This is a genomic window from Agromyces sp. NPDC004153, assembly GCF_053603635.1.
This window is the reverse complement of the sequence record NZ_JBSGFY010000002.1, coordinates 206,195-221,184: the sequence shown is the minus strand read 5'-3', so window position 1 is coordinate 221,184 and position 14,990 is coordinate 206,195. Positions and strand designations below refer to the sequence as shown.

Below are 14,990 nucleotides of genomic sequence, written 5' to 3'. Positions count from 1 at the left end.
ACTATCCTCATGATCCCAGCATCAGCTCGCCGACCGAGGTCTCATCGAGGAACGGGAGTCCGGAGGCGATCGAGAACACCCGGGAGTCGCCGCCGCCGAGCGGACAGCTGCCCAGCCCCATCGCCGTCGCAACGAGTTGCATGCTGAAGAGGACGACCCCGACGTCCTTGAGTAGCAGCTCGTACGCGATCCCCTCGTACTTCCAGGACAGTCGCGCGAAGTCGGCGGCGAGGATCACGAGCACGGGTGGCGTGCGCTCCGCCGCCGCGGCGGCCCGCGCGTCATCGAGGAGGCGGTCGATCGAGGGCGAGGATGCCGCGACGGGGTCGAGCCCGTGACCGACGGGATCGTAGCGGTGCAGCCCGGCCGGGATGCCGTCGCAGTCCGCGATCGCGAGGTAGGTGATCAGTTCGTGCATCCCGCCGGCGGCGGGGTGCGGTCGATCGGTGCGCGGATACGCCGTCGGGTCATCGCCCGCCGGGATCTGCCGCCGCACCCGCACCGTGCGGTAGAGGAACTCGCCGAGCCGGGCGGCGTCCAGCGTCCCGAGTCGTCGGCGGGACGCCCGCTCCTCCATGACCCGTGCGAACGGTACGTCCTCGGCGATGAGGCGGTCGAGGTCGGGGCGATGGAGCATGATGGCGGGAGCGCCGACCGGATGCCGCAGCGCCGGCGGCGCGGGCCGCTGGTCGGCGAACCGGAACGTGCCGCCCCGAGGCGCGTCGACCCCGGACGTGCGCGTACGGGTGTGCAGGACGAGGTCGTGAGGTTCCCACTGCGACAGCACGGGGTCGCGGTCCTCGTCGGCCCGACCGTCGTCGCCGAGCGCGACGAGGATGCCGGTGGTGACGAGCACGGCGATCAGGCTCCGCGCGGCTTCGCGGTCGGTCTCCCCCGGGGCGAGGTCGTCGAGCGTTCGCGCAGCGGCGAAGGTCGCGACCAGGGCGGCCGCGGGCGGGGAGAGCTCGACGCGCACGGGGGCGAGTGGCGACTCGAGCACGAGCGCGCCGTCGCGCCGGTGCAGCATGGCGAACCGGGACAGCTGCAGGCGAGCGGTCGTCGTCATCGAGGACGGCAGGCCGCGCGCGACATCCGGCACGTCATCGTGCACGAGGACGACCTCGGCGAAGGTTGCGCCATCAGAATCCACCACCCGGTACACGAGCAGTCCGCGCGCCAGGGCGCGCCCGCTCCACAGCAACCATCTGGCGAGCCCGGTGGCACCCGCACGGGCGGCGATGTCGTCGAGCTCTTCGGCGGTCGCCGGCGCCTCGCGCAGCCGCTCGAATGCTCGCCCCTCGGGCGAGTCGACGAGGGGCACCGCGATCGTCGTTCCCGTCCACGCGAGCACGGATGCCGCCACTCCGTCGATCGTCGCGTCGTGGACTTCGCCGCGCACGGCGAGGAGCAGTGGTGCATTCACAGGAAGAACGGGATCGGGTTGAGGTCGGCGCGGGTGTTCGGCTTCCCCAGCCATCCGAGTTGCACTGGCACGTCGTACAAGCGGCCGGGTGCGTAGCGCGACCAGAAGGGACGCAATCCGGGGACGACGACCCGCACGACCGGCAGCCCGATATCGGGTCGGGTCTGGTCCAGCACGTACATCGACATTCCCGACCGCTCGACCCGTTCGCGGCAGATGCGCACGTCCTCGGCGAGGTCTGCCCCGGTCTCGGCGGGGTGGTCGGCCCATCGCCACGCGGGCGCGTCGGGGTCGGGGACGAGGTACGGCTGGTTCTCGGTGGTCGCGGTGCGCAGCCACGTCATCAGCTCGTGGTCGGCGTCCCGCGGATTCGCGTCGTCGAGGTCCACGTCGACCGGCGACATCTGGTTGATCTCGCCCAGCGCGCGCAGCACTGCGATCCGCGGATCGAGATGAGCGCCGAAGCCGAGCAGCGGGGCTTCGAACGGGGCATCCGTGCGCCGCGAGATCGCCGCGAAGGCCGGGATCTCGAGGTCGGTCGTGACGTCGAGCGCCCACACCTCCCGGCCCTTCGACCGGTACTCCTCGATCATGTCGTCGATCCACGGGTCGCCGAGGCCGGCGAGGTCGACGGCCGGTCGGCGCAGGCGGTTGTACCACCACACCGCGACCGCGTCGCGCTCGACGAGCTCGAAGAACGCCTGCAGCAGCGCCTCCGTCACGGTGTTGCCGGCCGCGCAGCCGTTCGAGTCGGCGACGATGCCCAGCTCGCGGTCGCCGGGGGTGCCGTAGAAGCAGTACGCGGTCGGCAGCAGCACCTCACGCTCGTCGGTCAGCGACCAGACCGGAGTCCAGTCGATGACGGCATCCTCGTCGAACCGCGCCGGAACGGAGTTGAACCACGAGGTACGCGTGGACCCCAGGGATGCTGCGTCGTCGAGCTGCTCCTCGCTGAACAGCATGGCGACGTTCGGGTGGAGCGCTCGGGGCCGCAGTTCCCGCAATGACCCGCGGACGGTGCGCTCCTCGCCGTGGCGGGTCGACGAGTAGCGCTCCAGGGCCTCGGCGAGGGCGCCCGTGCGCGCCTGCTCGGCCGTGGTGCCCTTGCCCGCGGTGACGGCCCTGAGGCTTCGCCCGATCGTCAGCAGGTCCTTCGGCGCAAGGCCGAGATTGGATCCGGAGTACCACACGTGCACGCCCTCGTACGGGGTGGGCTGCTCGGCGAGCTCGACGACCGCACCCGAGATGCGGCTGACGTGGTGGCGGTAACGCCGGTGGGTCTCTTCGGCGCGCACCGTGCGCAGGCCGCCGTCGTCGTGTCCGTGAGCCCGCTCGGCGCGCGGCTCCACCCGTGCGCTCTCGGGCGGCGTCGGGTCGCCGCACGCCGGGCACTGCGGTCGGCGCACGACGACGTGCTGCTGCGTCGTCCAGTCGGCCACGGACAGCTCCGTGATGATCGCAGACCCGTCGGGCGCCCCCTCGACGACCGTGGGACGGATGCCGCGCAGCGCCTTCGACGCCTCGAGGGCGGCCATTCGCCCGATGAGCGCCGCCGACTGCGCGGTCGAGACGATCGGCACCTGTACGGAGTACCCGTCGGGGTGACCGAGCACGGCGTGGATGCGCCGATGCATGCGGCGGCGGTTCATCAGGCATTCCCAGCAGGCGGTCGTCCCGGGCTGGATGAGCGGGCCGATCCACGGCTCGCTCCCGTCGGGCCGCACGAGGAGCCAGGGCACGCCGGCGGCGAGGCAGGCGTGGTTGATCCCCTCCAGGACCGGATCGGTGTAGTCGCTCGAGAGCACGAGGAGCAGGTCGGGCGGGTCGTCGTCGAACGTCGGCGCGCCCGGCGAGAGCCGCGCGGTCGTGGCATCCGCCTGCAGGCCATCGAGGGTGGCGGCCAGCACGTCACCGGGTACGCCGGCCGTGGCGAACACCGCGACGGCCTTGCGACCGATCTCGGCATCCTCGGCGTCAGCGCCGATGGCGGACCACAGGGCGCGCTCCTCGATCGCGCCGGGCTCCGCGGTCGGCACGATGAGGCCGCGCCGTTGCATCTGCTGGATGGCGTAGTAGACATGGGCGGCCGGCACTCGATCGCCGATCTCGTCCACGATCTGATCGGAGGTGCGGGCACCGTCGATTAGTTCGACGATCGCCGCGAAGACCTCCCCGCGCAGCAGGGTGGATTCGTCCCCACGGAGCACCACGAGTCCATTCCCGTCGAGCGCACGCAGCACGACGCGAGGGTCGACGGCCCAGCGCGGCTCGGCGCCTGCGGCGACGGATGCCGCGGCGGAGACGTCGGGCCGCGTCGTGGTGTCGGCGACGGGGCGCACGCTCGGTTCTTCGGGCTACAGCGAGAAGCCGCCGTCCCGGGTGCCGCACGGCGGGATGTAGCTCATGCCGCCGGCGACCGAGTCGAGCTCGTCGTCTGACAGCTCGGTCGGACGAGCCGGCAGCACGACGTGCACCACATCGTCGGTGTCTTCGACGATGGCGAACCGCTTGCCCTCGGGTGCGTTGATGCCCTCGCCTGCCAGCACCGCGTTCGGGTCGGCGAGCAGCTGGGCGCGGAAGGCGTCGTCGCCCCAAGCACGTGCGATCACCCTGGCGAAAGCGTTCGATGCGTCGGACATTGCATTCCCCCTGTCGATAGCGGAGGGGCAGCTCCCCCTCTGTGCCACACACGATTCCGCAAATCAGCGCGCGACGCCATGGGTTGAAGGTGACTTTTCGTGCTGAGGATCGACTCCGACGCTGCTCCGATCCCTGAACCTCGTCAACGGCGCGCCGGCGGCACGACGATCGTCGGGCAGCGGGCGTTCGTGACCATCGCATGGCTCACGGATCCGAGGAACATCCTCCCGACTGCGCCCAGCCCGCGCGAACCGACCACGACCGTGTCGTGATCCTCCGCGCGTCGCAGCAGCGTCGTCGCCGTCGGGCCCGACTCGACGTGCGTCACGATCTCGAGATCGGGGAACTCTCGCCGGGCCGGACCGAGCGCGTCCTCGAGCTCCTCCACGTCGGCGCCGACCGTGTGCGATCGCGAACCGATGTGCATGGCGTGCAGAGGCTCGCCGGCGGATGCCGCGAAGGCTGCGGCGAACCGGCACAGGCCCTGAGCCGCGAGCCCGTGATCGACGGCGACGAGCACACCCGTCCGCGTCGCCAGATCGCCTTCGGGGATCACCGCCACCGGCCCATCGGCCATGCCGCAGAGCCTCGCGCCGAGCCTCGAGCTGTGCCAGTACTCGTCCGTGCGCCCGTTCTCCGCACCGACGACGACGACGACGTCATCGCCCGTCCGGTCCCGCAACGCCTCGCCCGGCTCGTCGCGCACGAATTCGACCTCGACCTCCAACGTCGGATGCTCCGTTCGGACCCGGTCGCCCGCCGCATCGGCGGCGGACTCGGCGACGCGCACGAGGTCCTCGATCGCGCGGTCCTCCCCGGTGATCGCGGCCTCGTCGAACACGCGCACGATCCTGAGCTTCCGTGCTTCGGCGGGCTGCCGCTCGGCTCGCGCGATCGCCCATGCCAGGGCCGCCTCGGCGGTCCTGCCTCCATCCCATCCCACTACCGTCGCCTCGTGCATGACCGCACCTCCGCTCCGTCGGGCCGAGTCTGCCGCAACGGATGCTCGGACGACGGGTAGAAGGTCCCTCGGGCCTTCCACCCGGTGTCCCCGGTGCGTGCGACGATCCGTACAACAGATGTTCGACGGGAGGGCGGGATGCGGGGCGAGGCGACCGTGTTGCACGCGGATCTCGACGCGTTCTACGCCTCGGTCGAGCAGCGTGACGCGCCCGAGCTGCGCGGCCGGCCCGTCATCGTCGGCGGCGGCGTCGTGCTGGCGGCGAGTTACGAGGCGAAGGCCCGTGGGGTGCGCACCGCGATGGGCGGCCGGCAGGCGCGCGACCTGTGCCCCGATGCCGTCGTCGTCTCTCCTCGGATGGACGCGTATTCGGAGGCCAGCAAAGCCGTGTTCGCGATCTTCCGCGACACGACGCCGCTCGTGGAGGGGCTCTCCATCGACGAGGCGTTCCTGGAGGTCGGGGGTCTGCGTCGCATCGCGGGCACGCCCGAGCAGATCGCGATGCGATTGCGTGAACGGGTTCGTGCGGAGGTCGGGCTGCCCATCTCGGTCGGGATCGCGCGCACCAAGTTCCTCGCCAAGGTCGCCAGCGCGGTCAGCAAGCCCGACGGGCTGCTGCTGGTCGAGCCCGAGCGGGAACAGGAGTTCCTGCTCCCGCTGCCGGTCGAACGGTTGTGGGGCGTCGGTGCCGTGACCGCCGAGAAGCTGCACCGGCTTGGCATCCGCACGGTGGGGCAACTGGCCGAGCTCGAAGCGGCGGCCGCGGAACGGCTGCTCGGCACGGCGACCGGCGCCCACCTGCACGCGCTGGCCCGGCTGCGCGATCCGCGCCCGGTCGACAGCACGCACCGCCGCGGCTCGATCGGATCTCAACGCGCGCTCGGCACCCGCCCGCGCTCGCCCGACGAACTCGACGTCATCCTCACCCAGCTCATTGATCGGCTCGCCCGTCGCCTCCGCGATCGGGACCGGGTCTGCCGCACGGTCGTCCTGCGCCTGCGCTACGGCGACTTCGCGAAGGCGACCCGATCGCGCACCCTCCGCTCCCCGACCGACCGCACCTCGGTGCTGCTCGCCATCGCGGAGGGGTTGCTCGCCGCCGCGCAGCCCCGGATCGCCGAGCGCGGCATCACCCTGATCGGCGTCTCGTTCTCGCAGCTGGCGCGCGCCGACAGCGTCCAGCCCGAGCTGCCGATCGACTGGGACGACGGGGAGCGCCTCGATACGATGCTCGACGCCGTACGCGATCGCTTCGGCGCAGCATCCGTCTCACGCGCAGCGCAACTCGGGCGGGACCCGGGCTGGTCGCCGCCGATGCTGCCCGAACACGAATAGGGCACCGACCGCCATCGCGATCAGGTCGGTTTCGGCATCCGTCGCAGCTTCCCCCTCCTCAGTCGCGTGCGGTGCCGTAACTGCGCAGGAACAGGGCCAGGCTCAGCGCGAGGCGCTCGATCTCGGACGGGTCGACGCTCTCGTTCGGCGCGTGGATGAGCGCGAGGGGTTCCTCCACGCCCATGAGGATGATCTCCGCGTCGGGAAACGTGTCGGCGAGCACGTTGCAGAGGGGGATCGATCCGCCCTGCCCGAGCGTCGTCATCGGCGTGCCGTACGCCTCCTGCATCGCCACGCCCATCGCCCGGAATCCCGAACCGTCGACGGAGGCCTCGAACGGCGAGCCGACCGCTTCCGTGCGCACGTCGACCTTCACGCCCCACGGGGCGTCGTCTCGCAGCTGGGCGACCAACGCGTCGTGAGCGGCCGCCGCGTCGGTGCCCGGCGGTATCCGGAGATTGAGTCGTGCCGCGGCGCGTGGCACGATCGCCGCCGACGAGCCCGTCACCGGTGGGCAGTCGATGCCGAGCACGGTCACCGCCGGTCGCGCCCAGAGCATGTCGGAGACGGCACCGTCGCCGAGGAGTTCGACGCCGTCTGGCACACCCGCGTCCACCCTGAACTGCTCGGCGGGGTACGGCTCGCCGTGCCAGGTCCGAGTCGCATCGATCCCCTCTATCGTCGTGTTGCCGCGCTCGTCGCGGAGGTTCGCGAGCATCTCGATGAGGGCGGCGAGGGCGTCGGGCGCCGGGCCTCCGAACATGCCCGAGTGCACCTCGGAGGCGAGCGCTTCCACGGTCACGACCACGTTGGCCAAGCCCCGCAGGCTGACGGTGGCAGCGGGTCGTCCGACCGCGGCGTTCCCGGTGTCGCACACCAGGATCGTGTTCGCTCGCAGCACGTCGGGGTTGGCGGCGACGTAGGCCTCGAGCCCACCCGTGCCCTGCTCCTCGGAGCCCTCGACGACGAGCTTCAGGTGCACCGGGATGTCGTCGCCGAGCGCGCGCAGCGCGAGGAGGTGCATGACGATGTTGCCCTTGCAGTCCGCGGCTCCCCGTCCGTACCAGCGCCCGTCGACCTCGGTGAGCTCGAACGGTGGAGTGCGCCACGCCGCCTCGTCGAGCGGCGGCTGCACGTCGTAGTGCGCGTAGAGCAGTACCGTCGGGGCGTCCGGATCGCTCGCGGGACGAGACCCGACGACCGCTCGGCTGCCGTCGGGGGTGGGCTCGAGTCGAACGTCGGCGAAGCCCAACTCGGCGAACCGGTCGCGGACCCATTCCGCGGCCTTCGTGCACTCTTCGGGCGGGAACTGGTGCGGGTCGGCCACGGACCGCATCGCCACGAGCTCGGCGAGCTCGGGTCGCACGCCACCCATCAGCTCGCCGATGCGAGCGCGCAGGTCCACCGTCATCCGTTCGCCGAGGTGGTCTGGAGGCTGTCGACGAACTGCTGGAAATCCTCCAACTCGTCGGGGCAGTACACCTCGATGATCGCCAATTGACCCTGGAGGACCCTGTTGTCGGTGATGACCGGGCGCTCACCCGGGCCGCCGGAGCCGGTCGTCAGCATTCCGTACAGCGTCGCCCGGCTCAGCGCCGCGTTCGGATCGGCGCACACCGCACCGCCGTCGTCGCCGAGGACCCGGGCGATGACTTCGGGCGGCGGCGCAGTCGCGCCGGCGGCTTCGAGCTGCTGGACGAGCTCATCGGCCATCTCCTCGGCACGCTGCGCGCCTCGTGCGGAACTGAACGCGATCACCGCCCACACGCCGACGATCACGAGGACGACCGACACGACGACGTAGAGCACGGAGCGCTGGCGCGGAGTCGACTGCTCGTTCCCGGTGCTCATTTCGCCACCTCCTCCGACTCACCGGCTGTCGCAGCGGCGTCCGGCAGCTTCCACGACGGCTTCCGGAACCGGTAGAACAGCCACGGCACGAGCAGGCCGAGCCCGAGGGCTCCGCCGGCGACGATCAGGAAGTAGACCCACGGGTTTCCGCCGCCGAACTGCGACGGCGGGATGAACCCGACGAGGAGCGCCGCGAGCGAGGCGGCGAAGCCCACGCCGCACAGGCCGATGAGCATCGGCGCGCGGTATCCGCGTGGGTGGTCGGGGTGGTTCCGCCTCAGGCGCACTGCCGCGACGAACATCAGCAGGTACATGATCAGGTACACCTGCGTCGTGATCACCGAGAAGATCCAGTACGCGCTCGAGACATCCGGGATGAGCGCGTAGCCGAGGGCGATCACCGTGGTGATGATCCCCTGCGTCACGAGCAGGTTCTGCTGCACGCCGTGCTTGTTCAGCTTCTGCAGGAACGGCGGCAGGTAGCCCTCCTGGCGCGAGATCAGCAGCAGGCCCTTCGACGGCCCGGCGAGCCAGGTCAGCATGCCACCGAGGGAGGCCGCCACGAGCGCGAGGCCGATGATCGGGGTGAGCCACTGCCAGTCGAACACCGCGAGCACCGCGTCGAACGCCTGCATCACGCCGGCGGTGAGCGAGAGCTGATCCGCGGGAACGATCCAGCTGATCGCGAGCGCCGGCAGGATGAAGATCAGCAGCACCAGGCCCATCGCGAGGAAGATCGCACGCGGGAACTGCTTGGCGGGGTCCCGCAGCGACGAGACGTGCACCGCGTTCATCTCCATGCCGCTGTACGACAGGAAGTTGTTCACGATGAGGACCAGGCTCGCGAGGCCCGCCCACTGAGGAAGGAGGTTCTCCGCGGTCATCGGTGCAGCCGACGGGTTGCCCTGGCCGAGGTAGACGGCGCCGAGCACGATCAGCAGGGCGCCGGGGATCAGCGTGCCGATGATGAGTCCGGCGCTCGCCAGGCCCGCGACACCCTTGGTGCCGCGTGACGAGATGAACACGCCCGACCAATAGCAGACCACGATCACGAGCGCCGTCCAGACGCCGTTGCTCGCGAGCTCGGGATTGATCACGTAGGCGAGCGTCGATGCCACGAACCCGAGCAGGGTCGGGTAGTAGAAGATCGTCATCGCGAATTGGCACCACACCGCGAGGAAGCCCATCGGCTTCGAGATGCCGAGGGCCACCCAGTTGTAGACGCCGCCCTTCCACCCCGAGGCGAGTTCCGCCGACACCAGAGACGTCGGGATGAGGAAGACGATCGCGGGCACGACGTACAGGAAGATGCACGCAAGTCCGTACACCGCCATCGTCGGCGCCGGCCGCAGGCTCGCGACCGACGCCGTGGTCATGAGTGCGAGCGCGACCCACGAGATGTACGCCACGGCAGGCGCTTTCGGGCGCGTCATGCCCGACGCATCGTCGCGACCGGCGGAGGCATCTGCGGCGCTCATCGTGCCCACCCCGATCGGTGCGTCACCGGGTGCAGGCGACGGCGCCCCTCGACATTCGACCTCGATCGCTCGACCATGACGACCGCCTCCCCCAATACGGCGCATCTCCGCGCTGCCCACATGGGGACCGGCCCAAGATCGCCGTACGCATCGAATGCGGATCTGGTACTCAGGATGCTCCCAACTTCATTTCTCGTCAATACGCGCCGAGCGACTGTCGAAGCCGCCGGGCCGGCTCCTGCTCGGCGTCGGCCGTCGAGCTCGAGTCACGCGTTCGGCGACTGGGAACGAGGGTCGGATGCCGCGCTTCCCCCGGTCCCGCCATCCGAAGCGGACGCCTGCGGTGCACGCCGACGCGCCCCCCAGATCGACCTCGGGGTGCCCGGGACCATCCGGGCCCAGAACGGCGGCTCCTCCTCTTCCGCCAGCGCCGCGGGGACGTCGATGTGGAACGCCGCGATCTCCTCGGCGCCGCGGTGCACCACGCGATAGAGCGCCGTGCCGATGAGCACGCCGAGCGCGATCGACATCACCGACGTGAGCGCGGTGGCGAAGTCCTGGAGGCCCTCGCTCGTGCCGACGGCCTCGGTGAGCCCGACCAGCCCCGCGGCTCCGGGCACCAGCAGCCAGAAGCCCGGGAGGAAGGTCAGCTGCGAGGGGACGCCGTGGCGGAGGCTCGCGATCCACAACACGACGGGGGTCATCGCGAGGGCGCCGATGAACCCGCTCACGGTCGAGCCGACCAGCACCTGGCCGACCTGCTGTCCCGCATAGGCGACGAACAGCACGAGCAGCACCCACCCGAACGTCGACGACGGCGCCGAGAAGTGCAGGAAGTTTCCCACGGCGAAGAGGAGCACGCCGCCGATCGCGGCCCACCAGGGGAATGGGTCGGATGCTGCAAGTGACAGGTACCTCGAGCTCTCGACGCCCACCACCGTGCCCGCAGCGATGATGCCGAACGAGAGCAACGCGAGCTGGACGAGCCCGAACACGAGACGCGACGCGCCGGCGACCATCTCTCCCGCAGCGAGCTCGACGGTGCCCGTCGTGAGCACCCCACCGGGGAGGAACGTCGCGAGCGGGGCGATGAGCAGCCGGATCGGATCACCGATCTCGACATAGGGCGCGATCAGGAACACGGCGAGCGCGCATGCGAACGCGGCGAAGACCGGGAACACCAGCTGCAGCGTCTGCGATCGCACCAGCTTCGCCAGACCGATGAAGGCGCCGAGCACGAAGGCCACGACCGCTCCCTGCCAGGTCGGCGTCAACAGGAGCGCCAGGCCCGTCACGAGGAGCGCGTGCCCGATGGTGCGCACGAACCACCCGTACTTCGGCCGCATGGCGCCGATCTCGTTCAGGCGCCTGATGCCCTCGAGCGGTTCGATCGCCGCCCGCTTCGCCTGTTCCAAGAGTGCGTACAGCGCGGCGATCTGGTCGAATCGGAACGACGGGGTCAGCGTCGACCGCAGCGCGACCCGGCCCTCCTCCGCCGTCCCGGTCTGCACGATGATCGCCGTGGGCAGCACCAGGATGTCGGTGTCGTCACGCCCATAGGCGCGCGACACGGCCAGCATCGTGTCGCGGATCCCGTCGACCGTCTCGGCGGCCGCGTTCATCCCCTCGGCGAGTCCCAGGAGGAATCGGCGGAGGATCGCGCGGTCACTGGCGTCGGCCATCTCACCCCCCGAGGCACACGCTATCCCCACGGTCCATGGGTGTCGAGCGCAGCAGGGACCGCGCGAATGCCACGGACGTGGCGTTCGTCATTTCCCGGGCGGATGCCGCGACGCGGCGCTACTCCACGATCGCCATGTCGTGGGGCGTGCGGTTGAGCCGGCGCCCGCCCTCCTCCGTGACCGTGACGATGTCCTCGATGCGCACGCCGAACCGCCCCGGAAGGTAGATGCCCGGTTCGATCGAGAAGCACATGCCCGGCTGCATGGGCTGACGTTCCCCCTCGACCATGTACGGCGGTTCGTGCGTGGTGAGCCCGATCCCGTGCCCGACGCGGTGGATGAAGTACTCCGCGTAGCCGGCCTCGGTGATCACGGCGCGCGCGGCTCGGTCGACCTCCTGGCACTCGACGCCCGGCCGGACTGCCTCGAACCCCGCCTGCTGGGCTCGGCGCACGATCTCGTGCACCTCGCGCTCCTCCTCGGTGGGCTCGCCGACGTGGACCGTGCGCGTGGTGTCCGATCCGTAGCCGTGCTTGAGGCCGCCGAAGTCGAGCACCACCATGTCGCCGTGCTCGATCACGCGGTCGCCCATCTCGTGATGCGGATTCGCCCCGTTCGGACCCGAGCCGACCACGGTGAAGTCGACCTGCGAGTGTCCGAACCGACGCAGGAGCGCCGCCAGCTCGGTGCCGACGTCGGTTTCACTCCGACCTGCGAAGCGGACCTCGAGGATCTCCCCGTATGCGGCGTCGGCCGCAGCGCCGGCCGCGGCCAGCCGCTCGAGCTCGTCGTCGTCCTTGATCGCCCGCAGCATCGGGAGTGCCGTCGTCATCGACACGTACGACGTGTCGGGGAGCCGGCCCTGCAGCCCGAGCAGGTGCATCGCCCATGCCGAGTCGGACAGCGCGTAGCGCCCCGGCCCGAGGAGTCGCGCGGTGGCCTCGTACGGGTCGCTGCCGTCGGACCAGTCGGCGAGCCGGAAGACGGATGCCCCGACCGCCTCCTCCGCGTCGGGCCGTTCGAGTCTCGGGACGATCATCGTCGGCTCGGCGTCGACCGGGACGACCAGCATGGTGATGCGTTCGGTGATCGCCACCGGCGCGTACCCGGTGAGGTAGAGCAGATCGGGTCCCGGGGTGAGCAGCAGCCCGGACAGTCCAGCCGAGTCCGCGGAACGCGCCGCGCGCTCCAGCCTCGCGGCGAAGTCCGCGGCGGTGAACGGGGCAGGTCCGTCCTGCGTCGTTGGATCGGTCATCGAAGCCTCCTCGCCTGAGGCCGCTTCCGTTCCGGAACGGCGCGGGTGATCTGGAATCTACTCCGGTCGAGGAATGCGATGCGCGGATCACGTCGATCCGCAAGGGGTTCCTTGCCGTTTCGCTCGAGAAGTACCGTGTGAGCACGAGAAGGGGGTCTCCGATGGCCGGCAACGACAACGACCGGGACGTGTCATCACCGACCGAGCGGCTGGCGCCCGCACTCGACATCGACGCCCGGCTCACCGCGATCGAGCGCCGCGTGAACCTGCTCGTCAACGTCACGCCACTCAACGCGGCGGAGGCGTGGGCGGACTTCGAACGCAGTGACTTCAGCACGGCCCCCACGCTGCGGCTGCGGCCGTTGGACTTCGACCCCGACCTGGTGCAGCGCGACCTGTACGACCTCGCGGTCGAGAACGTGGACGACCCGGCGCTGCACACGCTCTTCCGTGCGAAACGGGACGAGATCGCCCGGCAGATCACCGCGTTGGAGGACCGCGACACGTCACGGTTCCTCTACGGGTCGCTCCAGCTCTACGGAACGGTGGCTCCGCCGCTGGCGGCGACGGCGGAGGAGCTGCTCGAGACCATTCCCCCGCAGGCGCCCAGCACCCAGACCGTCACGGCCGGGGCGTTCGCCGACGCGGCTCGTGCGGAGTTCGAGCGGTACCGCGCCGCGTACCCGGACTTCCCGGTCCGCGTCGAGGTACGGGACGACATCTCCGAGCTGATGGTGTCGTTCGGGCGCCTGCTCATCCCGGAGTCGGCCGCCTTCCGGGCCGACCGGGTCGAGCCGTTGCTGCACCACGAGGTCGGCACCCACGTGGTCACCTACCAGAACGGTGCCCGGCAGCCACTGACGCTGCTGACCATCGGCCTGCCCGGCTACGACGAGACGCAGGAGGGCCTCGCCGTGCTCGCCGAGTACCTGACCGGCGGGTTGGATCCGCGGCGGCTGCGCGTACTCGCGGCGCGAGTGGTCGCAGTCGGCAGGATGCTCGACGGCGCCGGCTTCCTGGACATCTTCGAGTCGCTGCGGGCCGACCACCGCATACCGGCACGGACCGCGTGGTCCATCGCCATCCGGGTCGTCGTCGGGGGCGGTTCGGTGAAGGACGCGATCTACCTGCGTGGAATCACGCGCATCCTCGACGCCCTCGCCGAGGGCAGCCGCCTCGACGTCCTGCTCGTCGGCAAGCTCGCGTTGGACCACATCCCCCTGGTGCAGGACCTGCTCGACCGCGAGGTGCTCCACGCGCCGTGGGTTCGGCCACGCTGGCTGGACGTGCCAGGTGCACCAGAGCGTCTGGAGCGACTGCGCGCGGGCGCGACGGTCACCGACCTCTACGAGGGAGACGTGGCGGCATGAGGCTCGCATTCCTCGTCAACGACGTCGACACCGAAGTGGACGAGTACGCGACCACCCGACTGGCCAGGGCCGCAGCCAGGGGCGGGCACGAGACCTGGTACGTCGGCGTCGGGGACCTCGAGTTCGGGAGCAGCGACGGGCTGTTCGCGGCCATGGCTCGCGCCGCGAGGTGGAAGAGCGACGACACCCTCGCGAGCTTCATGGAGGGCATCAAGGCGCGCGACGCCGAGCGGATCGTCATGGACGACCTGGATGCGCTCGTCCTGCGCAACGAGTCGATCGACGACCTGCAGGCGCGCCCGTGGGCCAGCCCGATGGGCGTGGTGTTCGGACAGATGCTGGCGGACCGAGGCGTGGCGGTGGTGAACGACCCGAACACCCTCCATCGAGCGACCAGCAAGCTCTACCTGGAGGAGTTCCCCGAGAAGGTCCGACCACGGTCGCTGGTGACACGGAATCCGGAGGCGATCGAGCGGTTCGTCGACGAAGTCGGCCGCTGCGTCGTCAAACCGCTGTACGGGGCGAAGGGTCGGAACGTCTTCATGATCGAGGGCCCGGGAGCCACCAACCTCGCCCAGATGACGGAGGCGGTCCTGCAGGACGGCTACGCCATCATCCAGGAGTTCATCGACGGAGCCGAAGACGGCGATGCCCGGATCTTCCTGCTGGAGGGCCGCATCCTCGAGCGCGACGGCAGACCGGCCGCCTTCCGCCGCGTGCCCAACGGCAACGACCTGCGCGCCAACATCAGCAAGGGTGGCCGGTCCGTGCCCCTCGAGATCGGCGACGCCGAGCTCGGCATCGTCGAGGCGATCGGCGACAAGCTCGTCGCCGATGGCATGTTCCTCGTGGGCATCGACGTGATCGGCAACCAGGTGGTGGAGATCAACGCGGAGAGTCCCGGCGGGTTCCAGAGCGTCGAGCGGCTCTACGGCATCGACATCGCCGAGACCGTCATCGAAGCCCTGGAGCGCCGCGTGAGCCCGGGGTTCTGA

Annotated in this window: 12 protein-coding genes; 3 read left to right on the top strand and 9 right to left on the bottom strand. The window is 70.4% G+C overall.

Annotation, left to right across the window (positions count from 1 at the left end):
* Window positions 1-7: 7 nt before the first annotated feature.
* The 4 genes from ACWEOH_RS15015 to ACWEOH_RS15000 all read right to left on the bottom strand — a co-directional run bounded on the left by ACWEOH_RS15015 (window position 8) and on the right by ACWEOH_RS15000 (window position 5,006).
* The gene (locus ACWEOH_RS15015; protein ID WP_452032329.1) at window positions 8-1,423 is read right to left on the bottom strand and encodes a SagB family peptide dehydrogenase; all 1,416 of its coding nucleotides are present in this window, start codon (window positions 1,421-1,423) and stop codon (window positions 8-10) included.
* Window positions 1,420-3,762, bottom strand: coding sequence for a TOMM precursor leader peptide-binding protein (locus ACWEOH_RS15010; protein ID WP_452032327.1), 2,343 nt, complete (start codon window positions 3,760-3,762; stop codon window positions 1,420-1,422). The genes ACWEOH_RS15015 and ACWEOH_RS15010 overlap by 4 nt, the downstream gene beginning before the upstream one ends.
* A 15-nt stretch (window positions 3,763-3,777) precedes the next feature.
* Window positions 3,778-4,062: an NHLP leader peptide family RiPP precursor gene (locus ACWEOH_RS15005; RefSeq protein ID WP_452032325.1), complete on the bottom strand. Its 285-nt coding sequence runs from the start codon at window positions 4,060-4,062 to the stop codon at window positions 3,778-3,780.
* Window positions 4,063-4,205: 143 nt separating this feature from the next.
* Entirely contained in the window at window positions 4,206-5,006 is an 801-nt protein-coding gene (locus ACWEOH_RS15000; RefSeq protein WP_452032323.1) for a universal stress protein, read from the bottom strand.
* Window positions 5,007-5,162: 156 nt separating this feature from the next.
* Here ACWEOH_RS15000 and dinB point away from each other — a divergent pair, with 156 nt between their 5' ends.
* Window positions 5,163-6,359, top strand: a complete 1,197-nt coding sequence (gene dinB / locus ACWEOH_RS14995; RefSeq protein ID WP_452032322.1) for a DNA polymerase IV — start codon at window positions 5,163-5,165, stop codon at window positions 6,357-6,359.
* 58 nt (window positions 6,360-6,417) lie between these two features.
* On the opposite strand, the gene ACWEOH_RS14990 is transcribed toward dinB, so the two are convergent.
* The 5 genes from ACWEOH_RS14990 to ACWEOH_RS14970 form a co-directional block, all read right to left on the bottom strand.
* The gene (locus tag ACWEOH_RS14990) at window positions 6,418-7,770 is read right to left on the bottom strand and encodes a M20/M25/M40 family metallo-hydrolase (RefSeq protein WP_452032320.1); all 1,353 of its coding nucleotides are present in this window, start codon (window positions 7,768-7,770) and stop codon (window positions 6,418-6,420) included.
* Window positions 7,767-8,168 (bottom strand): hypothetical protein, encoded by a 402-nt coding sequence (locus ACWEOH_RS14985; protein ID WP_452032318.1) that lies wholly within the window; start codon window positions 8,166-8,168, stop codon window positions 7,767-7,769. Before ACWEOH_RS14985 ends, ACWEOH_RS14990 begins: the two co-directional genes overlap by 4 nt.
* Before the next feature lie 38 nt (window positions 8,169-8,206).
* Entirely contained in the window at window positions 8,207-9,643 is a 1,437-nt protein-coding gene (locus ACWEOH_RS14980; protein ID WP_452032316.1) for an APC family permease, read from the bottom strand.
* A 311-nt stretch (window positions 9,644-9,954) separates the two neighbouring features.
* Window positions 9,955-11,370, bottom strand: a complete 1,416-nt coding sequence (locus ACWEOH_RS14975; RefSeq protein WP_452032314.1) for a threonine/serine ThrE exporter family protein — start codon at window positions 11,368-11,370, stop codon at window positions 9,955-9,957.
* A gap of 118 nt (window positions 11,371-11,488) precedes the next feature.
* Entirely contained in the window at window positions 11,489-12,625 is a 1,137-nt protein-coding gene (locus ACWEOH_RS14970; protein ID WP_452032312.1) for an aminopeptidase P family protein, read from the bottom strand.
* Window positions 12,626-12,786: 161 nt separating this feature from the next.
* On the opposite strand from ACWEOH_RS14970, the gene ACWEOH_RS14965 reads away from it, so the two are divergent.
* Window positions 12,787-13,995, top strand: a complete 1,209-nt coding sequence (locus ACWEOH_RS14965; RefSeq protein ID WP_452032310.1) for a flavohemoglobin expression-modulating QEGLA motif protein — start codon at window positions 12,787-12,789, stop codon at window positions 13,993-13,995.
* Window positions 13,992-14,990, top strand: coding sequence for an ATP-grasp domain-containing protein (locus ACWEOH_RS14960; protein WP_452032308.1), 999 nt, complete (start codon window positions 13,992-13,994; stop codon window positions 14,988-14,990). Before ACWEOH_RS14965 ends, ACWEOH_RS14960 begins: the two co-directional genes overlap by 4 nt.

What these genes read in the sequence shown, in the direction of transcription:
- dinB (WP_452032322.1), top strand. Translation starts at nt 5,163, where the DNA reads ATGCGGGGCGAGGCGACCGTGTTGCACGCGGATCTCGACGCGTTCTAC.
- ACWEOH_RS14975 (WP_452032314.1), bottom strand. Translation starts at nt 11,370, where the DNA reads ATGGCCGACGCCAGTGACCGCGCGATCCTCCGCCGATTCCTCCTGGGA.
- ACWEOH_RS14960 (WP_452032308.1), top strand. Translation starts at nt 13,992, where the DNA reads ATGAGGCTCGCATTCCTCGTCAACGACGTCGACACCGAAGTGGACGAG.
- ACWEOH_RS15005 (WP_452032325.1), bottom strand. Translation starts at nt 4,062, where the DNA reads ATGTCCGACGCATCGAACGCTTTCGCCAGGGTGATCGCACGTGCTTGG.
- ACWEOH_RS14970 (WP_452032312.1), bottom strand. Translation starts at nt 12,625, where the DNA reads ATGACCGATCCAACGACGCAGGACGGACCTGCCCCGTTCACCGCCGCG.
- ACWEOH_RS14990 (WP_452032320.1), bottom strand. Translation starts at nt 7,770, where the DNA reads ATGACGGTGGACCTGCGCGCTCGCATCGGCGAGCTGATGGGTGGCGTG.
- ACWEOH_RS14980 (WP_452032316.1), bottom strand. Translation starts at nt 9,643, where the DNA reads ATGACGCGCCCGAAAGCGCCTGCCGTGGCGTACATCTCGTGGGTCGCG.
- ACWEOH_RS14965 (WP_452032310.1), top strand. Translation starts at nt 12,787, where the DNA reads ATGGCCGGCAACGACAACGACCGGGACGTGTCATCACCGACCGAGCGG.